Origin of the sequence: Streptomyces sp. NBC_00316, assembly GCF_036158715.1 — a bacterium.
GTDB lineage: Bacteria > Actinomycetota > Actinomycetes > Streptomycetales > Streptomycetaceae > Streptomyces.
Genome location: NZ_CP108023.1, coordinates 3,508,897 through 3,531,693, shown reverse-complemented (window position 1 = coordinate 3,531,693; position 22,797 = coordinate 3,508,897). Strand labels below are relative to the sequence as shown.

22 protein-coding genes are annotated in these 22,797 nt (G+C 68.9%); 13 read left to right on the top strand and 9 right to left on the bottom strand.

Going from position 1 to position 22,797, the window contains the following annotated elements:
* The first annotated feature begins 207 nt into the window (after positions 1-207).
* Positions 208-1,077 (top strand): LLM class F420-dependent oxidoreductase, encoded by an 870-nt coding sequence (locus tag OG878_RS15520; protein ID WP_443049117.1) that lies wholly within the window; start codon positions 208-210, stop codon positions 1,075-1,077.
* A 13-nt stretch (positions 1,078-1,090) separates the two neighbouring features.
* On the opposite strand, the gene OG878_RS15515 is transcribed toward OG878_RS15520, so the two are convergent.
* On the bottom strand, positions 1,091-1,717 hold the full coding sequence (locus tag OG878_RS15515; protein WP_328887348.1) for a TetR/AcrR family transcriptional regulator: 627 nt from the start codon (positions 1,715-1,717) through the stop codon (positions 1,091-1,093).
* A gap of 266 nt (positions 1,718-1,983) precedes the next feature.
* On the opposite strand from OG878_RS15515, the gene OG878_RS15510 reads away from it, so the two are divergent.
* On the top strand, positions 1,984-3,039 hold the full coding sequence (locus OG878_RS15510; protein WP_328887347.1) for an aldo/keto reductase: 1,056 nt from the start codon (positions 1,984-1,986) through the stop codon (positions 3,037-3,039).
* Between the two features lie 274 nt (positions 3,040-3,313).
* Here OG878_RS15510 and OG878_RS15505 read toward each other — a convergent pair whose 3' ends face one another.
* Positions 3,314-4,057: a class I SAM-dependent methyltransferase gene (locus OG878_RS15505; RefSeq protein ID WP_328887346.1), complete on the bottom strand. Its 744-nt coding sequence runs from the start codon at positions 4,055-4,057 to the stop codon at positions 3,314-3,316.
* 253 nt (positions 4,058-4,310) lie between these two features.
* On the opposite strand from OG878_RS15505, the gene OG878_RS15500 reads away from it, so the two are divergent.
* From OG878_RS15500 to OG878_RS15475, 6 genes are all read left to right on the top strand, one after another.
* Positions 4,311-4,643 (top strand): hypothetical protein, encoded by a 333-nt coding sequence (locus tag OG878_RS15500; protein WP_277327600.1) that lies wholly within the window; start codon positions 4,311-4,313, stop codon positions 4,641-4,643.
* 59 nt (positions 4,644-4,702) lie between these two features.
* Positions 4,703-5,014, top strand: a complete 312-nt coding sequence (locus OG878_RS15495; protein ID WP_328887345.1) for a pore-forming ESAT-6 family protein — start codon at positions 4,703-4,705, stop codon at positions 5,012-5,014.
* A 109-nt stretch (positions 5,015-5,123) separates the two neighbouring features.
* On the top strand, positions 5,124-5,516 hold the full coding sequence (locus OG878_RS15490; RefSeq protein ID WP_277327598.1) for a DUF6507 family protein: 393 nt from the start codon (positions 5,124-5,126) through the stop codon (positions 5,514-5,516).
* Entirely contained in the window at positions 5,513-8,488 is a 2,976-nt protein-coding gene (locus OG878_RS15485; RefSeq protein ID WP_328887344.1) for a hypothetical protein, read from the top strand. Before OG878_RS15490 ends, OG878_RS15485 begins: the two co-directional genes overlap by 4 nt.
* Positions 8,485-9,345, top strand: a complete 861-nt coding sequence (locus OG878_RS15480) for an immunity 49 family protein (protein ID WP_328887343.1) — start codon at positions 8,485-8,487, stop codon at positions 9,343-9,345. Before OG878_RS15485 ends, OG878_RS15480 begins: the two co-directional genes overlap by 4 nt.
* A gap of 86 nt (positions 9,346-9,431) precedes the next feature.
* Positions 9,432-10,082 carry a pentapeptide repeat-containing protein gene (locus tag OG878_RS15475; protein WP_328887342.1) on the top strand — a complete coding sequence of 217 codons (651 nt, stop codon included), beginning with the start codon at positions 9,432-9,434 and terminating at the stop codon, positions 10,080-10,082.
* A 21-nt stretch (positions 10,083-10,103) separates the two neighbouring features.
* Here the strand turns inward: OG878_RS15475 and OG878_RS15470 are convergent, their stop codons facing one another.
* The 5 genes from OG878_RS15470 to OG878_RS15450 all read right to left on the bottom strand — a co-directional run bounded on the left by OG878_RS15470 (position 10,104) and on the right by OG878_RS15450 (position 15,618).
* Complete coding sequence (locus tag OG878_RS15470) at positions 10,104-10,553, bottom strand: DUF3592 domain-containing protein (RefSeq protein WP_328887341.1); 450 nt, start codon at positions 10,551-10,553, stop codon at positions 10,104-10,106.
* Positions 10,554-10,573: 20 nt separating this feature from the next.
* Positions 10,574-11,161 (bottom strand): hypothetical protein, encoded by a 588-nt coding sequence (locus tag OG878_RS15465; RefSeq protein WP_328887340.1) that lies wholly within the window; start codon positions 11,159-11,161, stop codon positions 10,574-10,576.
* A 99-nt stretch (positions 11,162-11,260) separates the two neighbouring features.
* Positions 11,261-13,231 (bottom strand): hypothetical protein, encoded by a 1,971-nt coding sequence (locus OG878_RS15460; RefSeq protein ID WP_328887339.1) that lies wholly within the window; start codon positions 13,229-13,231, stop codon positions 11,261-11,263.
* 190 nt (positions 13,232-13,421) lie between these two features.
* Complete coding sequence (locus OG878_RS15455; protein ID WP_328887338.1) at positions 13,422-13,946, bottom strand: hypothetical protein; 525 nt, start codon at positions 13,944-13,946, stop codon at positions 13,422-13,424.
* A gap of 46 nt (positions 13,947-13,992) precedes the next feature.
* The gene (locus tag OG878_RS15450) at positions 13,993-15,618 is read right to left on the bottom strand and encodes a polymorphic toxin-type HINT domain-containing protein (RefSeq protein ID WP_328887337.1); all 1,626 of its coding nucleotides are present in this window, start codon (positions 15,616-15,618) and stop codon (positions 13,993-13,995) included.
* A 187-nt stretch (positions 15,619-15,805) separates the two neighbouring features.
* Here OG878_RS15450 and OG878_RS15445 point away from each other — a divergent pair, with 187 nt between their 5' ends.
* Positions 15,806-16,600 (top strand): sensor domain-containing protein, encoded by a 795-nt coding sequence (locus OG878_RS15445; RefSeq protein WP_328887336.1) that lies wholly within the window; start codon positions 15,806-15,808, stop codon positions 16,598-16,600.
* A 19-nt stretch (positions 16,601-16,619) separates the two neighbouring features.
* Here OG878_RS15445 and OG878_RS15440 read toward each other — a convergent pair whose 3' ends face one another.
* Positions 16,620-16,991, bottom strand: coding sequence for a DUF192 domain-containing protein (locus OG878_RS15440; protein WP_328887335.1), 372 nt, complete (start codon positions 16,989-16,991; stop codon positions 16,620-16,622).
* Positions 16,992-17,094: 103 nt separating this feature from the next.
* Between OG878_RS15440 and OG878_RS15435 the strand changes: the two genes are divergently transcribed.
* A complete protein-coding gene (locus OG878_RS15435; protein ID WP_328887334.1) occupies positions 17,095-17,961 on the top strand; it encodes an A24 family peptidase in 867 nt (288 codons plus the stop codon).
* Between the two features lie 263 nt (positions 17,962-18,224).
* A complete protein-coding gene (locus tag OG878_RS15430; RefSeq protein WP_328887333.1) occupies positions 18,225-18,683 on the top strand; it encodes a hypothetical protein in 459 nt (152 codons plus the stop codon).
* 275 nt (positions 18,684-18,958) lie between these two features.
* Here the strand turns inward: OG878_RS15430 and mgrA are convergent, their stop codons facing one another.
* Positions 18,959-19,999, bottom strand: coding sequence for an L-glyceraldehyde 3-phosphate reductase (gene mgrA, locus OG878_RS15425; RefSeq protein ID WP_328887332.1), 1,041 nt, complete (start codon positions 19,997-19,999; stop codon positions 18,959-18,961).
* A gap of 200 nt (positions 20,000-20,199) precedes the next feature.
* On the opposite strand from mgrA, the gene OG878_RS15420 reads away from it, so the two are divergent.
* Complete coding sequence (locus tag OG878_RS15420) at positions 20,200-20,961, top strand: isoprenyl transferase (RefSeq protein WP_328887331.1); 762 nt, start codon at positions 20,200-20,202, stop codon at positions 20,959-20,961.
* Positions 20,962-21,411: 450 nt separating this feature from the next.
* A complete protein-coding gene (locus OG878_RS15415; RefSeq protein ID WP_277328104.1) occupies positions 21,412-22,734 on the top strand; it encodes a PhoH family protein in 1,323 nt (440 codons plus the stop codon).
* Positions 22,735-22,797: the final 63 nt, after the last annotated feature.

Below are 22,797 nucleotides of genomic sequence, written 5' to 3'. Positions count from 1 at the left end.
GGTTACCGCATGCAGGCGAGCACGCCGACGCTGCTGCCGCTTCCGGCGAGGCAGCACGGGGACGGTCTGCAGACCGTGCGCCGCACCCGGCCCGAGGCACTGGCACCCGGCCGGGCGTACGGCCCGCGCCTGCGCGTCCGTCCGCACGTAACGTGGACGAGTGACTGCACAGGGTCGCCGAAGAGGTTCCGGCACGGAGGAGTGGACGTGAAGCTCGGCCTGCACTACTGGAACTACGCGCAACCCGCCGATCCCGCGCTGATCGCGCCCACACTCGCCGAATCGGTGCGCATCGCCGACCAGGGCGGGGTCGCGTCGTTCACCGTGATGGACCACTACTTCCAGATGGAAACCCCTCAGAGCGCTGCCGACGAGCCGATGCTGGAGGGATACACGACCCTCGGATACGTGGCGGCGCTGACCCAGCGGATGACGCTCGGCCTCATGGTCACGGGCGTGATGTACCGCCATCCGGGCCTGCTGGCGAAGATCGTCACCAGCCTCGACGTGCTCTCCGGCGGCCGGGCCGTGCTCGGTATCGGTGCCTCCTGGTACGAGCGGGAACAGCACGGGCTCGGTGTGCCCGTCGTCCCGGTCGCGGAGCGGTTCGAGAGGCTGGAGGAGACGCTGCAGATCTGCCGGCAGATGTGGAGCGAGGAGAACGGCCCGTACGAGGGGCGGCACTACCGGCTGGCCGAGACGCTGTGCGTGCCGGAGCCGATCGGGGAACGGCCGCCGATCATGATCGGCGGCGGGGGCGAGAAGAAGACGCTGCGGCTGGTCGCCAAGTACGCGGATGCGTGCAACCTCTTCGCCACCGATGTGGACGAGGTGGCCCACAAGCTCGACGTGCTGCGCGCGCACTGCGCGGATGCCGGGCGTGACTACGACACCATCGAGAAGACCCTGATGTTCAGCAGGCCGGTCCTGGACGAGACCGACGCCTTCCTCGCCGATGTCGAGGCGTACGCCGAGCTCGGCATCACCGCCGTCCAGGTGCTGCCGGACCGGCACCCGGTCAGCTTCACCGAACAGCTCGTCGCGCGCATCGTGCCCCGGCTCGACGCGATCGGTTAGACGGCCCGGGCCGTCATCGGCCGGCTGCCGGTTCGTCCGTACCGGGAGTCCGCTCCTGTCCCGCGGCGCCGACGGCGGTGTCGATCAGCAGCATGGCGAGGGAGCGGGCCGACTCCCCGGGACGGTTGCTGTTGAGCGCGGTTCCACGGGCGACAGCACCGTCGAAGAGCAGGGCCAGCTGCTCGCCGAGGGCTTCGGGGTCCCGCGCCCCGGCCCGGCGTGCGAGGGTCGCGAGACGGCGTGAGAACTCCGTCTTGTAGGCGGCCGCAAGCCGGTGGACGGGGTGCGCCGGATCGGGCACCTCGACGGCGGCGTTGAGGAACGGGCAGCCCCGGATCGGAGCGGCGTGGTCCTGCGGACCGGGGGCGAAAACGGCAAGCAGCTGCCCCCGCGGATCGGGACCCGCCTCGATCGCCGGCAGCAGGCCGTCCTCGAGCTGCTGCAGATAGGCGTGGACGAGAACGTCCTTGCTCTCGAAATGTGTGTACAGGGTGCGCTTGGACACACCGGCGACCGATGTCAGCTGCTCCATTCCGGTTGCGTTGATGCCCTGGGCCGTGAACAGCTCGGTTGCCGCGGTCAGGATCCGTTCGCGGGCGCCCCGGCCGCGCCGTCGGCCCGTGGAAGTGGGTTCGGTCATGCCTCAAGGATACCGATCGTTTTACTTTGCGCCCGGACTGGTCTAGCGTGGCCGACATAAGTAAACCGATCGGTTTCCTTCGGGTGGAGTGACACCGTCCACGACGGACCTCCCGCCGGGGAACACCTCCGACCGGCCCGGCGCCGACGGCGCGCCGGCAACGGTCCGGCCATGGATCCGCCCCGCTGGGCGGTCACCGACCGCCGATCCCGCTTCGGAGCGCAGGAACAGACCTGCGGAAGCACTCGATTTCCAAGGAGAACTCCATGCGTTACACGACCTTCGGCCGCCGCACCGGACTGCGCGTCTCCCAGTACGCGCTCGGCACCGGCAATTTCGGTACCGGCTGGGGCGCCGGGGCCGAGCCCGACGAGGCGCGCCGCATGTTCGACCGCTTCGCCGAGGCCGGCGGCAACTTCCTCGATACGGCGGACAACTACCAGTTCGGCGAGTCGGAGAAGCTGCTGGGGCAGTTCCTCGGTCCGGACCGGGAGGACTTCGTCGTGGCCACGAAGTTCACCAACGCCGCGTTCCCGCAGCCGGGTGTGTCATGGTCCGGCAACAGCCGGAAGAACATGCGCCACTCGGTGGAGACGAGCCTGCAGCGTCTCGGCACCGACTACATCGACCTGCTCTGGGTGCACTTCCCCGACGACCTGACGCCGATCGACGAGATCCTGCGCGGCCTCGACGACCTCGTCAGCCAGGGCAAGATCCTGCACGCGGCGCTGTCCAACTTCCCCGCCTGGCGCGTCTCCCGCGCCGCCACGCTGGCGGACCTGAAGAACTGGGCGCCCGTCGCCGGAATCCAGGTCGAGTACAGCCTGGTCGAGCGGACCGCCGACCGTGAGCTGCTGCCGATGGCCGAGAGCCTCGGACTCGGCGCCGCCCTGTGGTCCCCGCTCGGCGGAGGGCTGCTGACCGGCAAGTACCGAGGCAGCGCGGAAGGACGGCTCAGCGACCTGAAGACCCTGGTGCACACCGAGAGCAGCGAACAGAAGACCGCGGTCGTGGACACCGTCCTCGCCGTCGCCGAGGAGACCGGCGCGACCCCGGCCCAGGTCTCGGTCGCCTGGATCAACGAGCGGGCCGCACGCGCGGCGACCCCGTACGTCCCGATCATCGGTCCGCGCAAGCTGAGCCAGCTCGACGACTATCTGGGCGCCCTCGACGTCGTCCTCACGCCCGAGCAGTACACCCGCCTCTCCGGGGCGAGCGCCGTTTCGCTGGGCGTACCGCACGAGGCGAGCGCGGGTATCCGGGACCTCGTCCAGGGCGGGGACGCCTCACTCTTCGCCACGCCCGCGGTGCCGGTGGCCTGAGCCGTCCGGGCTTTCACCGGCGTCGGCCGGGGCGACGCCGGGGCCGGACCGTCCGGTCATGCCCGGGACTGTGCCCGGTACCCGGCGCGCCGCCCTGCCGGACCACGAAGCCAAGGGCTGTCCCGTCATCCCCGGCGGGCGCACGACGACATCCGTGGCACCTCGCTGCGTCGTCGGAACGCCCGAATACGCCCCGTACGAGGACGCTCCGCCGCCTTGCGACGCACCACATCCGACGCCGCGCGCTGATCCACCGGGGATGACGGGACAGCCCTCAGCGGCTCGGCGGGATGCGGTAGACGGAGACGTGAGAACGGGACTCGGCGGTGAATTCGGTACCGGTCCAGTCCGCGTGCCTGGTCTCCAGCTCGAATCCGGCCAGCTGTGCCATCAGGTCGAGTTCGGCCGGCCAGATGTAGCGGTGCGGGCTGCGGAACAGCTGGGCCCGGTGGGTCTCGTCGAACGAGAAATGGTGCGACACGACGTGCTGGCGCAGCACGTCGTAGGTGTCGAGACCGATGTAGCCGGGCTCGGACTGCCAGACGGTGGCCGTCTGGCCCGGTGGGAGCTTTCGCAGCTCGGGCACCCAGAGCTCGATCACGAACCGGCCACCGGGCGTGAGGTGGCGGGCGGCGTTGCGGAAGCACTCGACCTGCTCGGCCTGGGTGAGCAGATTGGAGATGGTGTTGTAGACGAGGTAGACGAGTGCGTACTCCCCAGGGGCCACGGAGGTCGCCATGTCGCCGACGACCACGGGGATCGTCGCTTCGTCCGCCTTGGTTCGCAGTCGACCGATCATCGGAAGCGACAACTCGATGCCCGTGACGGGGACTCCTCGCCCGGCGAGCGGGACGGCCACCCGGCCGGTCCCGACGGCGAACTCGAGCGCCGCCCCGTCACCTGCGAGTGCAGCGAGGCGGTCCACGGTCGGCCCCAGGACCTCGGGCGCGAACATGCCCGTGCCGGGCGTGTCATAGCGTCGGGCGGCATCGCCGTCCCAGATCTCCTCCTGTTGCATGCCGTCAACGCTCACCGCCCGCCTCCGCGATGTCGAATGATTTTGTGCTCGTGGCTCGCTCAGGCACAGCACGACGGCGGACACGGGGGACACGGCCGGCTCGATGCACCTCGGTGTTCGAATGCGGTAGTCCTCAACCCATGCATCAGCCGTCACACGTCTGTCACAGCGAGACTTCTCACGTTGCTATCGGCGACCCGATGTTGATAGATCTGGATCAGATGGGATCACTTGGTCTGGCAGGGGGATGCACATGAAGTTCGACATGGGGGCGCAGGTTCTGTCGACGCTGACGTCGAAGTCGCGTGGTTCGAGTGATGACTTGGGCACGTTGATCCGTCAGCTGGTGCAGGCGGCGGCGCCGTTGGAGGGGAAGTTCCACGGTGCGGGGCGGGTCGCGTTCGACTCGTTCAAGAACCGGTCGGACGAGATCACGGCGGCGTTGAACGGTTCGCTGGCGTCGCTGCTGGGCGGCCAGTCGGGTATGGACTCGGCGTTCGGTTCCGGTGACCAGGAGCAGGGCGACAACGCGCGGCAGCAGATGGGCGCCGCCAACTTCGACGCGGCCCGCTTCGGCGGACGCTGACCGCCCAGCGGTTTCATGGGTTCCACGGATTTCACGGATTTCACGGGGAGTGTTTGTTGATGGCTGGTGGCAGTGATCGTCGTGCGTACGACACGGGTGCGTCGGCGGATGTGCAGGGCAACATCCAGGTCGTGATCGGGCGTCTGGAAGAAGTGATCGCGGCGCGTGACGCGCAGGTGAAGGCCGCGATGGCGGACTTCACGGCGGACGGTGTCGCGGACGAGTACCACGGCAAGGAATTGCGGTGGAACCGGGCCTCGCAGGAGGTCAGGAACATCATCCAGCTGCTGAAGACGACGCTGGAGAAGAACGACGGCACCGCGCAGCACACGATCACGCGCGCGAAGGCCGCAGTCGACAACATCGGCTGAGGTTTCACCGGAACGGATGGCCCGGGGTGTTGGGCTTCGGAGCCGTGGTGGGTGCGGAATCGTTTTGTTCGGCTGTTCGTGGTGGCTAGTGGGGCACGGGGGTGTGCTGGTGACCGGGTGGGATCTGAAGCCGCAGGGTATTCAGGGTGTGCTGAAGACGACGGGTGAGACGGCGGGGAAGATCGAGACGTATGCGAAGGCGTACGGGGAGCATCTGACGTCGGCGGCGACGAGTGCGGGCACGATCACTGCGGAGGGCGGTGGTGAGGGCGGTGAGAAGGCCGGTGGTGGTCTCGTCGCTCTCGCGCTGTCGCAGTACGCCGAACACGCGACGTCGGACCTGAAGTTCATCGCGGCGCGGGCGGGGAAGTCGCTGACCGGTGCGGTGGATGCGACGACCGCGTACCTGAACGGTGACCTGGAGATGGCTGCGGAGTCGCAGCGCAAGGCTCTTGGTGTCCCGGATCTGGATCTGACGAAGCCCGGGGTGCAGACCAAGTGATCAAGCCGGAAGCGATACCGCAGTTCACCGGTGATCTGGGCCAGTTGGAGAAGGATTACGGCAGTCTGAAGACGGATGCCGGGCACATCCGGGGCACCGGATCGGATGTGCATACCCAGTTCCAGGGGTTGTCGGCGTATTACCAGGCGCCGGAGGCGGAGCGGCTCTTCGCGTCGACGAAGCCGGTCCAGGACCGGTCCGACGGTTTCGCCGACGACCTGGAGAAGGTCTCCACCGCTCTGTCGGACTATGCGACCGAAGTGCGTCCGCTGGTCACGAAGCTCGCGCAGCTCAAGGCGGATGCGACGACGTTCGTGAACAAGGTCAAGGACGACGACGACTGGGAGTACGACGAGGACAGGATCGAGGAGCACAATCAGCTCCGCGACGATGTCACCACCACGGTTGCCGCGTTCTGGGCTGCTGAGCGCACCTGCCACAACAAGATCACCGCGTTGTTCGGCGGGACGCAGATGGTCGCGGGCGACGGGTCGGAGCGTAAGGACCAGTACGGGTTCAACGCCGAGGACCTCAAGAACGCGAAACTTCCCTGGGGTGACCCCATGGAGGAGAAGCACCATGTCTGGGAAGTGGGGCACTGGGTCAAGTCGTTCGTCTGGGACGGGCTGATCGTCGACGGGATCTGGGGCACGATCAAGGGTCTGGGCACCCTGGTCGGGTTCGGTGGCTGGGATGCGATGGGCCAGGCCTGGAAGGGTCTCGCGCAGCTCGCGACCGGTCTGGTGATCACGTCGATTCCCGGTGCGGGAGCGTTGTTCTGGACGCTGCCGGACGACAAGCTGCCGTCCTGGCTGCGGGACTCGCGCACCGCGATGAAGGAGACCGGCAAGGCGCTGGTCGCGTGGGACGAGTGGGGCAAGAACCCGGGACGGGCCGCGGGAGCGGTCACGTTCAACGTCCTGACCACGGTCTTCACCGGCGGCGCCGGTGCCGGCGTGTCCGGCGCCGGGAAGGCCGGCGCGGTCGCGAAGGTCCTGTCCGTGGCCGGGAAGGCGGGCAAGGTCATCGACCCGATGACCTACATAGCCAAGGGCGCGGGCGCCGGCCTGTCCAAGATCGGCGACATCACCAAGGGCCTCAAGGGCATCGGCAACGTCGAGATCCCCACGCTGCCCGATGATGCGATCGTGCTGCCGGAGGGTGCGCTCAAGCTGCCCGACGGTGCCGTACATCTCCCCGAGGGGGCGGCGATCCCCGACGGGGCGGTCGAGCTCCCGGACGGCAACTTCAAGCTGCCCGACGACGTCCCGGTCCTGCCCGAGGGCGCCACGAAGCTGCCCACCGAACCCGGTGCACCGGCCCAGTACTTCGACGGCGAGGGCAACCTCCTCGACGAGAAGGGCGACATCGTCCAAAAGGCCGAGGACGCCCGCCCGGAACCCTCCCCGGACATCGACCCGGACGCGGCGGGAGCGGACACCCCGCACACCGGCTCCCCCTCACCGGACAGGCAACCGGCGCTGGTCGGCGCGGGGGCCCACACCGCCGACAACGCGGCCCACGCCGGCGCCAACGCCGGCGACCACGTCATCCGACTCGGCGACAGCTTCGGCAACGACCTCGGCGACATCGGCCGCACCGGCGACAACCTCCCCGGCACCAACATCGGTGACAACCTCCCCGGCAGCAACGCGGGCAACCACCTCCCCGGAGGCGGCGTCGGCGACCACATGCCCACCGGCCACGCCGGCGACAACCTCCCCGGCGGTGGCCCCACCCACGCCCCCGGTGGTGTCGGCGACAACCTCCCGAGCAACAGCCTCGACAACGCGTCCGGCACGCGCGTCGGCGACGGCGTCCCCGGGCCCCGTACCGAGCCCCCTGCCGTGGACGGTCCCACCGGCCACCCCGGCGGCCACGACCTGCCCGGCGGCCACGCCGGCGATGCGCTCCCGGGACACCCCGAGACTCCGGGCCCCAACGGCCTGGACGACCTGGGGCATGCGGGAGACGACGCGGTCGGGGACGGAACGGATGCGGCGGCCCGGCCGGACAGCGACGCACCGGGCGGGTCCGCGCAAGACGAGCGCCCCGATTTCATGGGTGACGGGGACAACCCGTACGGTCCTCGTGGTTCGCTCACGGATGAGCAGATCATGGAGATTCAGCGGTACCGCGCCAACCACGAGCCCGGGTACTTCGAGGACTTCTACAAGTCCAACGGCAACCGCAAGAACCTGAATCTCGTCGACGAGAGCGGGCGTACGCCTCCCCAGCTGACCAGGGCATCCCCGAACGAGCCGTGGGTCGCGGTCAAGGACGCTCCTGAGCCGCTCAAGCCCAACTACGTGGGCGACTGGGACAAGAAGGGCGCGGCCGATGTGTCGAGCCCCGCACGGCTCAAGACGTTGGACGAGGCAGCACTCAAACGTCACCTCGCCATCCGCCACGACCAGCTCATGGAAGCCTGGAAGCAGGACACCGCGACGGCCCACGAACTCCTGGACACGGTGGAGTCGAAGGCGCATCACGGGGAAAGCGTCGGCGCGTACAAGGAGTCCCACAGCGTCATGCGTGACGCAGCCGAGGACTTCGGTGAGACCGCCGCCGAGCATCACTTCATCGCGGAGCAGCACCCGGGAGCCGTCCGGGAACCTCTCGACGGGCCGGCGAACGGCAACGACCAGTTCGACCAGGTCTGGCGGCGCAAGGACGGCGGTTATGTCGTCATCGAGGCGAAGAGCAGCGTCACTACGGAACTCGGCGCCCGTAACCTTCCCAGCGGCCGACGTGTCTCGCAGGGAACCAGGGAATACTTCCTGGACATCATCGCGGAGATGAGGAAGCGAGGAGAAACCAATATCGATGAGCTCCTCCTCGCGGACAAATTGGACGCCGCACTTGATGCAGGAAAGCTGGACTACGTCGTTGTCAAGGGCGAAAAGAATGCCGGCACGTATGCTGGCTATCAGATGAGGCAGTTCGATATCGCTGAACGGAGCACACCGTGACGATTGTTGTTCCCCGGCATGGTGAGGCAGGACCCAACTCCGCACGCTGGGCCGAGGCTCTCGGCGAGAGCCTGGCCGGCTCCGTCGCCCGCCTCGAATCGTCGCCGACCATGATCGACTCCACGTTCCGTACCGCACTTCTCCACGTGGAGGCGCGTTGCACGGTCGATCCGGAGGCCGCGGAGCTGGAGACCTGGGAGGCGGTGGTCTCTGCCATGCAGGTCGGGTCGGCGCTGTTCGCGGTGACAGGGGCGACCGAAGGGACCGTCGAGTGCCGCATCAACCGTGAGACGCGGGCTCTCCCGGCCGTCGGACCGCGTTCGTTCGCCGACGCGGGGAACTGGCTCACGGCGTTCTGGCTGGCGATCGTGTGCCGTGACCAGAAGAGGATGACGCAGCTGTGTCAGATTCCGCTGGAACGGCTGCGGTCGCCCGAGGGGGAGTACGACGAGTACATCTACCACTGGGTGGATGCTCTGCAGACTTACTGGCTGCAGCGGCCCGGCCTGGTGGAGAAGCTGACGGCCGCGATCGAAGGGTCCTATCCCGAAGCAGTCTCGGCCACTCCCCGGGATCTGCTCCAAGGGGTGCTGTATCCGCCGATCAACCTGTTCCACCGCTTCGTGCGGAAGGACGAGGAGGGCTTCAGCCAGGCTCTGGTGGAGGCGCTCGAACTGCACAAGGCGTACTGGACCGCCGACGAGGACCGGGCCAAGGATCCTGATGGCCGTATCGCTCTGGGACCTCTTGCCCTGGCCTGCCTCGCCCACGACGGCGAGATCCCGCTGGCAGTGGAGTCCGCCTATCTGCCCAAGCATCTCCTGCAGCGCAGCTGGCTCGGCGAATTCCCTACCTGACCCCTGCGGGAGAGCACGTGGTCACGTACGTCCCCGCCATGGCCTGAGATGCGTCACACCGTGAACGCAACGGGGAGCACGAAAAGATGATGTCATCTGATACCCGTAGGGGCTGGGCGCCGCGCGCATTCCCTGCCGACCGAGCCGCCGCCGAACGACTGCGTGAATGGCTGCAGGAATCGGACGGCAAAGGGCTCGACGCCGTGGGGCTCGACTTCAGCGCCGCAGACCTGTCGGGCGGAGACTTCTCCGAATCGTGGTTCACCGAGGCCGGGTTGGTCGGTACGGGCCTGACCGGAGCGGATTTCTACCGTGCAGATCTCGAGGGAGCCGATCTCTCCGGAGCTGACCTGACCGACGCCTCGCTGGTACGGGCGAACTTCGACAATGCGACGCTCCGGGGCGCAACGCTTGACGGGGCCGATCTCGTCAAGGCTTCGCTCTACGGCGTCGATGCCTCGGGGGCGAGTTTCCGCGGTACGCGACTGATGGGTGCATCCCTGTTGGACGTGAACCTCTGTGGGGCCGATCTGACGAATGCGGTGGCGGACGAGAACTCCTTCAAGGTCAAGATCGACGAGAACACCGTCCTGGACGGCTTCTCAGGAACGGTCTTCGGCCCGGTCGACGTTCTTACCGAAGAAGGCACCGAGGAACTGGGCGGTGCCGACCTCGAGCAGTGGATTCGCGAGAGGAACGGGAGCGTGAAGGTGGTTCCTTCCCGACCCGCACGCTGACCACGTGCCTCACCCCAGCCCTCAGACCCAGCCCCGCATCGCCACGAACCCGTACAGCAGCCCCAGCGAGAACACCGTCAGACCGGCAGCGAACACCGCGGGCATCAGCACCGGACCCCAGGCCCGTGGTCCGGCCACCGTGGCGTGCTTGTCCGGGGCCGCAGGGTCGTACGTGACCCGGACCGGTGCCCCGACCTCGAGGCCGAACGGGCCCGGCGCATGGTCGACGAACTCGACCTCGCGGCCGTCGAGGGTGCGGAACGCGAACACGTACTCCGTCGCGTAGCCGCGCTCCCGGTCCGCCCCCCGGTCGACGACCCGGCGCTCCGCACACCGGCCCTCGACCTGCACCCCGTGCCGGACCAGGCGCAGCACCCTGCTCAGCCGCAGCGCCGAGCGCACGGCGAAGGCGCCGAGGAACAGGCCGAACAGCAACAGGAAGGTGGCCGTGCCGCCGGGCAGAACATTCATGAACGCCAGTCCTCCGCGCGCTACTTCACGGTGATCGAGCCGACGAACGCGTCGAGATCCTTCGCGCTCAGCGAGCCCTTCACCGCATTGATCCGGATGGCGAACGGTACGTCCTTCGAGTCGACCCCCGCCACCACGACCCCCGTCATCCGGGTGCCGCTCGCCGGGGTCTGCTCCTTGCCGGACGAGGTGAACTCGTAGTCGATCCGCCGGGCGTCCCGCGCGCTCTCCTCGCCCGCCAGCCGCACATCGGTCGTGGCCTTGCGGGTCGCGCCGAGGCCGATGCCCGCGCCTGCCGCGGCGGCCGCCTCGCCCGCGTCGTCGACACCCGTGGCGAAGTCGAGCTGGACCGAGACCATGCCGGTGCGCAGCCCGTTTTCCACCTTGAGCGCGACGGCCGCGTTGCTCTTGCTGCGCTCGGCCGCGGACTGCTCCTTGTATCCCTTGTCCTTCGGGTAGCCGACGGACAGGCTCTTCGTGTCGAGCGTGCCCCAGCCGTCCGGGACGGCGCCGGTGTCCGTGGCGCCGCAGCCGGTGAGCAGGGTGAGAGCGAGGGCGGCGGCAACAGCCGCGCCGAGCGTACGGGGCTGGGTCCGGGGCTTGTTCACTGCGGTTCATTGCCTTTCGTCGTGCCGCGCGGAGGCTGCGGGGGTGCCGCGGGGTGCTGCCGGCCGGTGCGGGGCGCCGTGACGCCCCGCACCGGGCACTCAGTTCGCGCAGTAGCTGTACGGGAGGAAGCTGCGCTTGTCGCCCTGCGGAGCGCCGAGGAACTGCGCGTCCGTGAGTGTCTCCTTCTTGTGCTCGTCCGAGATCGAGAACCCGAGACTCATGCCGAGCGAGACCTCGAAGCCGAACTCCTGGGCGTCCGACTCGCCGTGGTACTGCATGGTGCTCGACAGTCCGTCCTGGAACATCATCTGGTCGAAGGGGTCGGTCCCGTCGGGCTTCTGCTGCAGTGACTTGTCGCCGAACATGTACTCGAACGGTGCCGTGTTGTTGCCGCTGCCGTCGAGCCACTTCTCGGCGATGGCCCGCCTGTCCTCGGTGGCCTTGTCGGTGTCCTTGCCGAAGACGATCGAGTTCGTCTGGACCTCGATACCGGTCTCGCCGGACGAGTCGGTCACGCTGCCCTTGCCGCCGCGCTTGTCGCCGTCCTTCTTGCCGTTGTCGCCCTTGGCCTCGCCCTTGTCGGACGTCGAGCCCGTCTCGACCGTCTTCGTCATGTCGATCCGGATGATCTTGCCGGTCTTCTGGTCACGGGTGACGGTGATCGCCCCGGTGCGGGTGTCCTTCGCGCCGGCCGTGCCGGTGAGCGGGCCCGCCGTACCGCTGACCTTGCCCTCCAGCTCGAGCTTGGCGGTGTACGTGTACGACTCGTTGCCGTTCACGTCGTCCTTGGTGACGGTCACATCGGGGGAGAACTTGGCCTTGCCGCCCAGCTTGGCACCGAGCTGCGCCTCGTCGGCCGCGCTGATGGAGAGACCGCCGTCGGCGTACACGTTGAGGCCGATGGTCGAGTAGGAGATCTTCTTGTCGCCGATCTTCTTCTCGACGTCCTCCTTCTTCTCGGCCCACTTCATGCCCGAGTACCAGCCGCCGCCGTAGCCGCCGCTGTACTTCGTCGAGGTCTCCCACATCTTCATTTCCTCGATGTCGTCCCGCATCTTCTTGGCGTCCTCCTCGCTCTTGAAGACCCAGGTGTCACCGTTGGTGATCTTGACGCCGCCGCCGACGTCGACATCCGCCTTGCCCAGCTTCCCGAGCTTCACACCGGGAGTGCTGGCGGTGGCGCCCACGGAGGCCGCGTCCGTGAACGTCATGTAGACCAGCTTGTCGTTCTCGTCGACCTTGCCGTCCCCGTTCACATCCGTCTTGGCCTGGCTGACCTTCTGCTGGAAGCCGTACTCGTTGCCCCACTCGAACCAGCCGATCTTCACCTTGTCGCCGACGGTGTCGGAGACGCTGGAGATCTGGCAGAGCTTCGGCTCGTAGTCGGCATCGGTCTTCGGCTTCGCCGTCGGATCCCCGCCGCCCGTCGAACACCCCGCGCTGCCGCCGCCCATCGAGCTGATGGCGCACCGGATCCGGTCGCCGATCTGCCCGCCGACACCGGCCATCGCCATCGCGCCGATCAGCGTGACGACGACGACGATCACCCCCAGGTACTCCATGGCGGTGGCGCCGCTGTCGCGCCAGGTGTACGGGTTCGGCGCGGCGGGCTTCGGCTCGTCCTCCTCCATCAGCCGGTCGACGGCCAGCCCGACGGCCGAGCCGGTGACCATGACCGCGATCGGCATCAACACGCCCTCGACGCCCACGACATGGCGGGAGACGAAGAGGCCGAACGCAAGCCCGACGACGGGGACACCCAGGGCGGCGGACAGATACAGCGGACGGGACTCACGCTGCTCGTCGGGCAGGACGCGTGCGGCGGCCAGGACGGTGAGGAGCGTGGTGATGACACTGGGCACGTGCAGCAGGGCCAGCCGCCAGACGAAGTCCTGGAGACGCTCGTCGGTGGCGAGCGTCTCGACGAGCCCACGGGTCACCAGGATCCCGGCGAAGATGTACACGAGGGCGCCGACCGCCCAACTGCGCGTCAGAGGGAAGAACGTACCCCCGCCGCGCCCACGCGGTATGTGGCCCCCGCTTCCACTTCCCCAGCCGCCTCTGCTCACGGTTCTTCCCCTCCGCCACTGACTCGCTCTGCCTGCGCCCCGCTGCACGAACCCTGGGGTGTGGCGTGAGCGTACGACCGGGCGCGCCGGGTGACCTGGGCCCTTGGCCCCAAAGTCGGGCCCAACTACGGGGGAATGGGGGCCCGGGGGGCCCGGGCGCCGATCGGGCGGTGGTGCCGGGCCGACTTCCCTACAGCACGGACGAATCGACGCCGATGCCGCTGCCGGTCGCGTCGCCGCTCCCGTACCGCTTCAGCCAGCGCTGTTCGTCCGCCTCGTTGCCGACCTTGATGCCGAACGGCCAGGTCGGGTCGAGGAACAACGTACGGCCGTCCTCGAAGTCGAGGGCCAGACAGGTGCAGTCGGTGCCGGCGGACGTCCGGTAGGCGCGCAGCCGTGTGCACCGCAGTTCGTCACGGCCGTCGCCGAAGAGCTGTTCGCCGCACGAGGCGACGATCACCTCGTCCTCGGCCTCCGCCAGCAGCTCGACATCGGCCCAGTCGACGCCCGGCACGAGCGAGACGCCCAGCCGCGCGTACTGGCCCTGCGACGCGAACCGCAGCAGCCCCTGCCCGCCGTCCAGCCGCAGCCATACGACCACCGGCTGCGGCCGGAACTCGGGCAGGTCGTCGTCCCTGTCGATCCAGCCCGGGACCAGGACATCGCGGACGCGGTGGTCACGCAGCACCTCTTCGGCCGTCCGCCACCCGCTCATGCCCCGCCCACCCCTTCGTCTTCGGTTCCGGCACCGGCTTCTGCGACTACTTCTTCGGCACCCTCTTGGTGATCTCGATGCCGGTGTCCAGGCCTTCACCGCTCTTGAGCGCGGTCCAGAAGTCGCCGTTCTCCCGCAGCACGATCGTCACGCCCTTGCCACGATAGATCAGCCCCTCGGGCTCACCCTTCTTCAACGTGCCCTTGCCGATCAGCTCGAACGTGCCGTCCTTGACGGCCTTCGCGATGTCCTCCCGGAACCGCGGCCCGTCCTCCTTCAGCTTCTTGTACTTGGTGCCCAGCGCGTCCTCGATCAGCTTCTTGTGACGCAGGAAGTGGTCCTTGAACTTCTTGGGATCGCCCTCGCCCACTTCGGGCTTCCTGGCCGCCTCGACATCCTCGGGCGACATCTCGCAGTCGTTGTTGTGGACCAGCGCGTTCGATGTGCCGATGCCCACGTAATACGTGTGGATGCCCTCGACCGTCAGGTCGTACGTGGTCTGCCGCCGGGTGTACCGGGAGACGCCGGTGACCGTCAGCGTGGCGCCGGACTCCGTGCGCAACTCATCGCCGCGGCCGATGTCACCCGCGTCCGCCCAGCGGCGGTCGCCGCTCAGCCAGAAGGGATGCGTGTCCGTCGCCGTCAGCCGGGCCGGTACGCCGCCCTCCGTCACCGCAAGGCGGGTGAAGTGCTTGTCGTCGTACGTGATGAGGGTCCGCTCCACGCGACGGGCACCGGTCGCGCCGCTCACCGGGTCGGTGGCGATCACCCGGTCGCCGGCGGAGACCTTCTCGATCGGGATGCGGCGGCCGTCGGCGAGCAGGACCGGAGTGCCGGCGAGGAAGCTGTGGAGCACCGGGCAGGTCGTCGGCTTCTTCTCGTCGGGCTTGTCCTCCTTTTTCGGAGGGTCCTTCTTCGCGCCGTCGAGCTTCTTTCCGGCGTCCTCGAGCCTCTTCTCGGCTTCCTTGACCTTCTTGCGGTTCTTGACGAGGCCCTTGAGCGCGTCGTAGAGGTCGCCGCCGTGCTTCTTCAAGCTCTTGATGAGCTTGTACGCCTTCTTCCACTTCCACGGGGCCCCGTACTTCGCGCCGAGCTTCCCCACCGCACCGCCGATCAGGCTCAGCAGCACATTGATGAGGGTCTCGGTGCAGGCGCCCATGTCGCCCTTGGTGATGCAGTCCAGGGCGTCGGTGATCCCGAGTTCGTCGGCGAGGATCTTCGCGAGTTCCTTCGCGGCTTCCTTCGCCTTGTCGGTGTTGGACTTCTCCTCCGTCCGGGCGTCCTGGAGCTCCTTCAGCGCCTTGTCGTAATCGATCTGCTCGGGCGTCTTCGGCGTACCGTCCTCGTTGCGGTCCGAGGCCGGGTCTCCGGAGCCGGGTCTGCCCGAATCGTCCTGCCCAGCCGCTGAGTTGCTGTCGCCGCCACAGTTCCCGCCGCCCCCGATGCGGCAGACCTGCACCCCGATCTTCTCGGTGAGCTCCGCACCGATACCGGTCGCGACGAGCGCGCCGACGATCGCCCCGACCACGAGAACGAGGCCGAGATACTCCAGCGCGCCCTGCCCCCGATCACGTCGACGGCGACGCAGACCCACCAGCCGGACATCCGTACGCGGCACGGAACCCCGTGACCACCGCCGGACCCGGCGACGCAACTCCCCCAGCTGAGACATGGTCTCGACACTAAAAGTCCCGACATGCCGGTGTCTTGGGCCTGCGGACCCAATGGCGGACCCGGGGCGCGGCCTCGGGACGCGATGCCCGACGAGCCGTTCCCGAATGCCAATTCCCGGAAGGGGCGCCCGAGTTGGGTCCGTGGGCCCACGCACCTGCAGCGTCGGTGTTGTTAGCGTGCCGGGCATGGTCAGGAACGGGGTACCGATGAAGGCGCGCAGGACGGTCATGGTGGCGACGGCAGCAGCACTCTGCTTCGCGGCGGTCGCCTGCGGCCCGTCCGGCGACGACGCGTCCGGCGGCAAGGACAAGGGCAACCCGGCCACCCATCCGTCCCGCACCGGCACTCCGTCCGGGTCCCCGTCCGCGCTGCCGTCCCCCTCCCCGCTGCCCGCAGGCACGGGCAGGGTCCTCACCGCGGCCGAGCTGGCCGCGGCCGCGCTGACGACGGGCGAGGTGGCCGACTACGAGGTCACCCCGATGCAGGGCGGCGAGGAGACCGGCAGCGAGAAGTCCGAGGACCTGGCCTGCCGACCACTGGCCGCCGTGATCAACGGCGCACCCGAGCCGGCTGCCACCGCGACGGTCTTCCGGACCGTCATGGACAAGTCGGAAGAGGGCCGGGACGACCAGACCGTCGTGACCGAAATTCTCGGCTCGCACCCGAAGGGCGCCGCCCAGCAGGTACTGCGCGACGTCCGGGACGCGGTGCAGGCGTGCGTCGGCGGCTTCAGGACGGCGAGCGCCGACGGCCCGTCCACGTACAGCAAGGTCGAGCAGCTGGACGCGGTGAAGGTGGGCGACGAGAGCATCGCCTACCAGGTGACGGGGAACATCGAGGGCGACAAGGTGCCGCTGGTCTTCCAGCTGGTCCGGAGAGGCTCGACGGTCGTCACGTTCTACGTGGCCGGCTTCCTGGACGAGGCGACTCCGGAGCTCCCGCCGGAACTGCTCATCGCCCAGACGGCCAAACTTCCGTGACCGCCCCGGCCGCGCACGCTCACTCCTGCTGAACGACCCGCACCTGTGCGCCGGGCCGCAGCCCCCACTTCTCCATCGCCCCGGCCTCCGCCTCGATCACGTGCCGGGACCGGAACCGCACCATCCCGAGCCGGCCCGGCTTCATCGTGTGGACGGCCACGACGTTGAACTTCCGGTCCAGGTACGCCACATCGATCGCGAACCGCATCCGGAACGTGTGCACGCTCCCGCACGGCGTGATCATCAACGCCCCGTCGACCCCGTCCTGCCCGAGAAGCCCTTTGGACCGCGCCCGGTACGAGGCGGCGATCCGCACGGGCACATCGAGCTCCGGTCCCCCGTCCCGATCGGTGACCGTCAACGTCCCCTTGCCATTGCGCCATTGACCCATGGCCACGACGGTAGCGGCCGGTGACGGTCTCTGGGCCCGGAACGTCACGCAGTGGGTCCCCGGGCCCATGACCCGTGCGCGCCGCCCGCCTAGGGTCGGTTCCGTGTACGCCATGCTGATAGCGATCGCCGCGCTCTGGGGCGCCGCGGCCGGACTGCTGGTCCCGCGCGCCGCCTACCGGTTCTCGGTCGAGCCGGAGGACGCATGGCGGGACACCTGCCCCGCGGGCCATCCCTTCAGCGGGGTGGCCCGCGGCTGGCTCGGCTCCACCCGGTGCTCCGCGTGTGCCGGGGGCGCAGGGGTGCGTCCGGCTCCGCAGACGAAGGCGGCGACCGGTCCGGTGCCGGCCGCCGAACCTGCCGGGCCGGGGGAGAGCGGCCGGGGCGAGAGTGCCGGCACGGCGGGCGGTCCCGTGGAGACGGGTGCGCGTTACGCCCCCGCCGTCCTCGCCCCCGTCGTCACCACCCTCGGCTGCGCCGCCCTCGCCGCGGCCACCGGGCTCCGCCCCGAGCTCGTCGTCTGGCTGCTGCTCGCCCCCGTGGCCGTGCTCCTCGCGACCATCGACCGCCGCGTCCACCGGCTGCCCGACCAGTTGACGCTGCCGCTCGCCGGCGCCGCCGCCGCGCTTCTCGGTGGCGCGGCGCTGCTTCCGGAGCACGGCGGATCGTGGCCGTCCGCACTGCTCGGCGGACTCGCCCTCGGCGGCTTCTACTTCCTGCTCTTCCTGGTCAACCCGAACGGGATGGGCTTCGGCGACGTCAAGCTCGCCCTGTCGCTGGGTGTGGCGCTCGGCTGGTACGGGTGGGCGGTGGTCTTCGCCGGAGGCTTTGCGGGTTTCGTGCTGGGGGCGGTGTACGGGTTCGGACTGATGGTCCTGCGTCGGGCGGGACGCAAGACGGGCATCCCGTTCGGCCCGTTCATGATCGCGGGCGCGTTGCTCGGGATCCTGTTCGGCGCCGTCAGCGCCTGACGTCCGTCACACCCCGGCCCCACCGGCGGCCTCGGTGCCGATCACGGCCGGCGCGCCGACGCCGAGTACCCGGCAGAGGGAGCGCAGCGACCGGACAGGGACGCCGCCCGGCTGCGACCATGGGCCGACACATGGTGGGCGGAGACCGCCCGCGTACGCAGGCCCCCAGGCCGCCGTAGTACGCGACGGCATCACGCTCCTTCACCGGTGCACGCCCAAAGGATGCGACCCTGGGCGGTGAACGCATGGGGAGGGAGAGGGCCATGAGGGTCGATGACGGCGAAGATGCCTTCCGCAGCGCACGGCAGGGGAACGCCGAATGGCTCAGAGGGGCACGGATCGTCGGCGTCCTCGGCCTCTTCTACCGGCCGGAGGGGCGGATGGGGGAGCCGGAGGCCGTCGAGTTCCTGCTGGCCGACGGTCAGTCGGTGCTCTTGACCTGCGCCTCCGACGGGACCCTGCACATCGGCCCCGGCACCTGGCCGCGTCTGCCCGACTGGTGCGTACCCGCGGGTCAATGGGAGTTCGCCGCCCTGCCCCACCTGCCGGAACCGCCCGCCGGTGGGTGGACGGTCAGCCGTACGGAGGAGCGCCGGGACGAGCGCGGCGAGGTGCACGAGGCCGTCATCCGGTGCGAGGGCGGGAGATTCGTGGTCGTCGGCGGGGACACCGTCGCGATCCGCTACACCCGCGGCCACCGCGGCGCGGAAGCGGCCACCTGACCCCTTTGGCCGATCCGGCGTCAAGGCGACGCCTTCGGCCGTCCGTCTTCTCCCTGCTCCCTCCGTGGCCTCTCCCGCCCCCGGAATCCGTGCTCGGAACGCAGTCCGGTGAATCCGGAGAGTAATTATGGAGTGGCGTGGCACGCAGCATCACTTACGAAGGGTTATGGTGGAAACCCCCCCTCGGGCCGGTCCGTATCCCCCCCCACGGACCGGCCCGTTTTTTGTGGGCCGGGTGTGCGGGCCCCGAGTGGGACCCGTGAAGACCGGACGAATCAGCCCCGGCCGGCCCAGATGTTGGTGCCTGCGGTGTCCACGGCGAAGGTGTCGATCTCCTTCAGCTCCTCCGCGGTCAGTGCCGGTCCGGCGAGCGCCGCGACGTTCTCCTCCAGCTGCTGCACGCTCGACGCGCCGATCAGTGCCGACGTCATACGGCTGTCCCGCAGCACCCAGTTCAGTGCCAGCTGGGCGAGTGACTGGCCGCGCCGCCGGGCGATGTCGTTCAGCCCGTTAAGCCGGCGGACCACCTCGTCGGAGAGCAGGTCCGGGTCGAGGGACTTGCCCTGGGTGGCGCGTGAACCCTCCGGGATGCCCTTGAGGTACTTGTTGGTCAGCAGCCCCTGGGCGAGCGGGACGAAGGAGATGCAGCCCATGCCGACCGTCTCCAGTGTGTCGAGCAGCCCGTCGTCCTCCGTCCAGCGGTTGATCATCGAGTAGGACGGCTGGTGGATCAGGGCGGGCACACCCATGTCCCTGAGCAGCCGCGCGGCCTCGCGGGTCTGCTCCGCGTTGTATGAGGAGACACCCGCGTACAGCGCCTTGCCCTGCTGCACGGCGGAGGCCAGCGCCCCCATCGTCTCCTCGAGCGGGGTGTCCGGGTCGAAGCGGTGCGAGTAGAAGATGTCGACGTAATCCAGCTGCATCCGCTTCAGCGAGGCGTCGAGCGACGACAGCAGATACTTGCGGGAACCCCACTCGCCGTACGGGCCGGGGTGCATCTCATAGCCGGCCTTGGTCGAAATGATCAGTTCGTCCCGGTACGGGGCGAAGTCCTGGTGGAAGAGCTTCCCGAAGTTGAGCTCGGCGGAGCCGGGCGGCGGCCCGTAGTTGTTCGCCAGGTCGAAGTGGGTCACACCCAGGTCGAAGGCGCGGCGCAGAATCGCCCGCTGGGAGTCCAGCGTGCGGTCGTCACCGAAGTTGTGCCAGAGGCCGAGCGAGACGGCCGGAAGCTTGAGACCGCTACGGCCGGTGCGGCGGTACTCCATGGAGTCGTAGCGCGAACCGGCGGCCCGGTAGGAGGAAGAAGAATCAGTCACGTTTCCTTCCTTATCACGTACTTGTGACAGACCAGGTTGGGCCGGTGCGGCGACTGCGCAGTAATGTGGCGGCGTCGGGGACTGCCACGGCACGGCGGAGCGATGGACTCTGCGGACTTGTGCGGTGATCCCCAGGGGGACGACCCCGGACCCCGGGCAATGGGGCGGGCGGGCCCGCACAGAACCGAGAGGTGAACTCAGTGAACTTGCGCGACCTGGTGTACGGGCTCTACGCGCGCCGGGTGGAGGCCCGCCTCGATCACACCCAGGTGCCCAAGCACATCGGTGTCATCCTCGACGGCAACCGGCGCTGGGCGAAGGCGTCCGGCGGCACCACCGCGCAGGGGCACCAGGCAGGTGCGGACAAGATCCAGGAGCTGCTCGGCTGGTGCAGTGAGACCGACGTCGAGGTCGTCACCCTCTGGCTGCTCTCCACGGACAACTTCGACCGGCCGGTGTCCGAGCTGACCCCGCTCCTCGGCATCATCGAGAACACCGTGCGCGACCTGGCGGCGGACGGCCGGTGGCGCGTCCACCACGTCGGCACGCTGGACCTGCTGCCCGCGCACACCCAGACCGTCCTCAAGGAGGCCGAACAGGCCACGGTCGGCGTCGACGGAATACTGGTCAATGTCGCCGTGGGCTACGGCGGCCGCCAGGAGATCGCGGACGCGGTGCGGTCGCTGCTGCTCGACCACTCGTCGAAGGGGACGTCCTTCGAGGACCTCGCGGAGATCGTCTCCACGGACCTGATCTCCGAGCACCTGTACACGCGGGGGCAGCCGGATCCGGACCTGGTGATCCGCACCAGCGGGGAGCAGCGGCTGTCCGGGTTCATGCTCTGGCAGAGTGCGCACTCCGAGTACTACTTCTGCGAGGTCTTCTGGCCGGCCTTCCGCAAGGTCGACTTCCTGCGCGCGCTGCGTGACTACGCCGCACGAGGCCGCCGCTTCGGCGGCTGACACCGCGGGTCCCCTCCCTCGCGGGGCGACGCGCATGCCCGGCCCCCGCCCCCGGGACGCCGCAACCCGGGCCGGAGGCGCGTGCCCGTGCGGCCCGGGCACCACTTCCGCCCGCGGCGGCGCCACGGCAGGCGTGCCGCGGACTCACGTGCCCGAGGGCACAATCCCAGCTCAGCCCGCACGGGGCTGCATGGCTTCGCGTGTTCGAGGGAATACCCCTCTCAGGTCGACGTCCGGTCAAAAACCAGGCGGACGTCGTGTCCAAGTGAGTGGCATCGAGTCCGCTCGCCCGGGAGGCCCGTTGCACACGAAGGACCGTACATACAGTGCGGCCGACGAGGGCCGGCGCTCGGCCCGCGCAAGGTGGCCGCAGCCCGGTCCGTCCTCTCCCTTTGGGATGCTCCGCGACGCCGTCGCACCCCAACCTCGTCCGAGGGGGTACGTCCTTCCGTGGTGACCAGTACAAAGCGCCGCATGCCCGACAGGCGCACCTATGTTCTCGACACCAGCGTCCTGCTGGCCGATCCGAACGCCATGGCCCGGTTCGACGAGCACGAAGTCGTGCTTCCGATCGTCGTGGTCACGGAGCTGGAGGCCAAACGGCACCATCCGGAGCTCGGCTACTTCGCCCGGCAGGCCCTGCGCCTGCTGGACGACTTCCGGGTCCGGTACGGCCGGCTGGATGCCCCGATCCCGCTCGGGGACCTCGGCGGAACGCTGCGCGTCGAACTCAACCATTCCGACCCCGGCGTACTGCCCGCCGGCTACCGGTTGGGGGACAACGACTCACGGATTCTCGCGGTCGCGCGCAATCTCCAGGCCGAGGGGTACGACGTCACGGTCGTCTCCAAGGACCTGCCGCTGCGCATCAAGGCATCCTCGGTCGGGCTCCTCGCGGAGGAGTACCGCGCCGAGCTCGCCATCACCGACTCCGGCTGGACGGGGATGGCCGAACTCCCGCTCACCGCAGAGCAGGTGGATCTGCTCTTCGGTGAGGAGACGCTGTACGTCCCCGAGGTCGCCGAACTCCCCGTGCACACCGGACTGGTCCTCCAGTCCGAGCGCGGCAAGGCGCTCGGCCGGGTCACCGCCGAAGGCAACGTCCGCCTCGTCCGCGGCGACCGGGAGGCGTTCGGGATCCATGGCCGCAGCGCCGAGCAGCGCATCGCTCTCGATCTGCTGCTCGACCAGGAGGTCGGCATCGTGTCGCTGGGCGGCCGGGCCGGTACCGGAAAGTCGGCGCTGGCGCTCTGCGCCGGTCTCGAAGCCGTGCTGGAGCGCAGGCAGCACCAGAAGGTGATGGTCTTCCGGCCGCTGTACGCGGTCGGCGGGCAGGAGCTCGGCTATCTCCCCGGCACCGAGGCCGAGAAGATGAGCCCCTGGGCGCAGGCCGTCTTCGACACGCTGTCGGCCGTCGCCGGGCGCGAGGTGATCGAGGAGGTCCTGGGGCGCGGCATGCTGGAGGTCCTGCCGCTCACCCATATCCGGGGCCGTTCCCTCCACGACGCCTTCGTGATCGTCGACGAGGCGCAGTCGCTCGAACGGAACGTCCTGTTGACCGTGTTGTCCCGCATCGGGGCCAATTCCCGGGTGGTGCTCACGCATGACGTGGCCCAGCGGGACAACCTCAGGGTCGGCAGGTACGACGGTGTGGTCGCCGTGGTCGAGAAGCTGAAGGGTCATCCGCTCTTCGCCCACGTCACGCTCACCCGTTCCGAGCGTTCGCAGATCGCCGCACTGGTGACCGAAATGCTGGAGGAAGGCCAGATCTGACACGGGTTGCGACCATTGATGCCGTCCGGCGAGCCAAAGATCTTAGCCGGGCGGCATCATGCT

What these genes read in the sequence shown, in the direction of transcription:
- OG878_RS15455 (WP_328887338.1), bottom strand. Translation starts at nt 13,946, where the DNA reads ATGAGCGGGTGGCGGACGGCCGAAGAGGTGCTGCGTGACCACCGCGTC.
- OG878_RS15445 (WP_328887336.1), top strand. Translation starts at nt 15,806, where the DNA reads ATGGTCAGGAACGGGGTACCGATGAAGGCGCGCAGGACGGTCATGGTG.
- OG878_RS15500 (WP_277327600.1), top strand. Translation starts at nt 4,311, where the DNA reads ATGAAGTTCGACATGGGGGCGCAGGTTCTGTCGACGCTGACGTCGAAG.
- OG878_RS15515 (WP_328887348.1), bottom strand. Translation starts at nt 1,717, where the DNA reads ATGACCGAACCCACTTCCACGGGCCGACGGCGCGGCCGGGGCGCCCGC.
- OG878_RS15440 (WP_328887335.1), bottom strand. Translation starts at nt 16,991, where the DNA reads ATGGGTCAATGGCGCAATGGCAAGGGGACGTTGACGGTCACCGATCGG.
- OG878_RS15450 (WP_328887337.1), bottom strand. Translation starts at nt 15,618, where the DNA reads ATGTCTCAGCTGGGGGAGTTGCGTCGCCGGGTCCGGCGGTGGTCACGG.
- OG878_RS15505 (WP_328887346.1), bottom strand. Translation starts at nt 4,057, where the DNA reads ATGCAACAGGAGGAGATCTGGGACGGCGATGCCGCCCGACGCTATGAC.
- OG878_RS15470 (WP_328887341.1), bottom strand. Translation starts at nt 10,553, where the DNA reads ATGAATGTTCTGCCCGGCGGCACGGCCACCTTCCTGTTGCTGTTCGGC.
- OG878_RS15495 (WP_328887345.1), top strand. Translation starts at nt 4,703, where the DNA reads ATGGCTGGTGGCAGTGATCGTCGTGCGTACGACACGGGTGCGTCGGCG.
- OG878_RS15475 (WP_328887342.1), top strand. Translation starts at nt 9,432, where the DNA reads ATGATGTCATCTGATACCCGTAGGGGCTGGGCGCCGCGCGCATTCCCT.
- OG878_RS15510 (WP_328887347.1), top strand. Translation starts at nt 1,984, where the DNA reads ATGCGTTACACGACCTTCGGCCGCCGCACCGGACTGCGCGTCTCCCAG.
- OG878_RS15430 (WP_328887333.1), top strand. Translation starts at nt 18,225, where the DNA reads ATGAGGGTCGATGACGGCGAAGATGCCTTCCGCAGCGCACGGCAGGGG.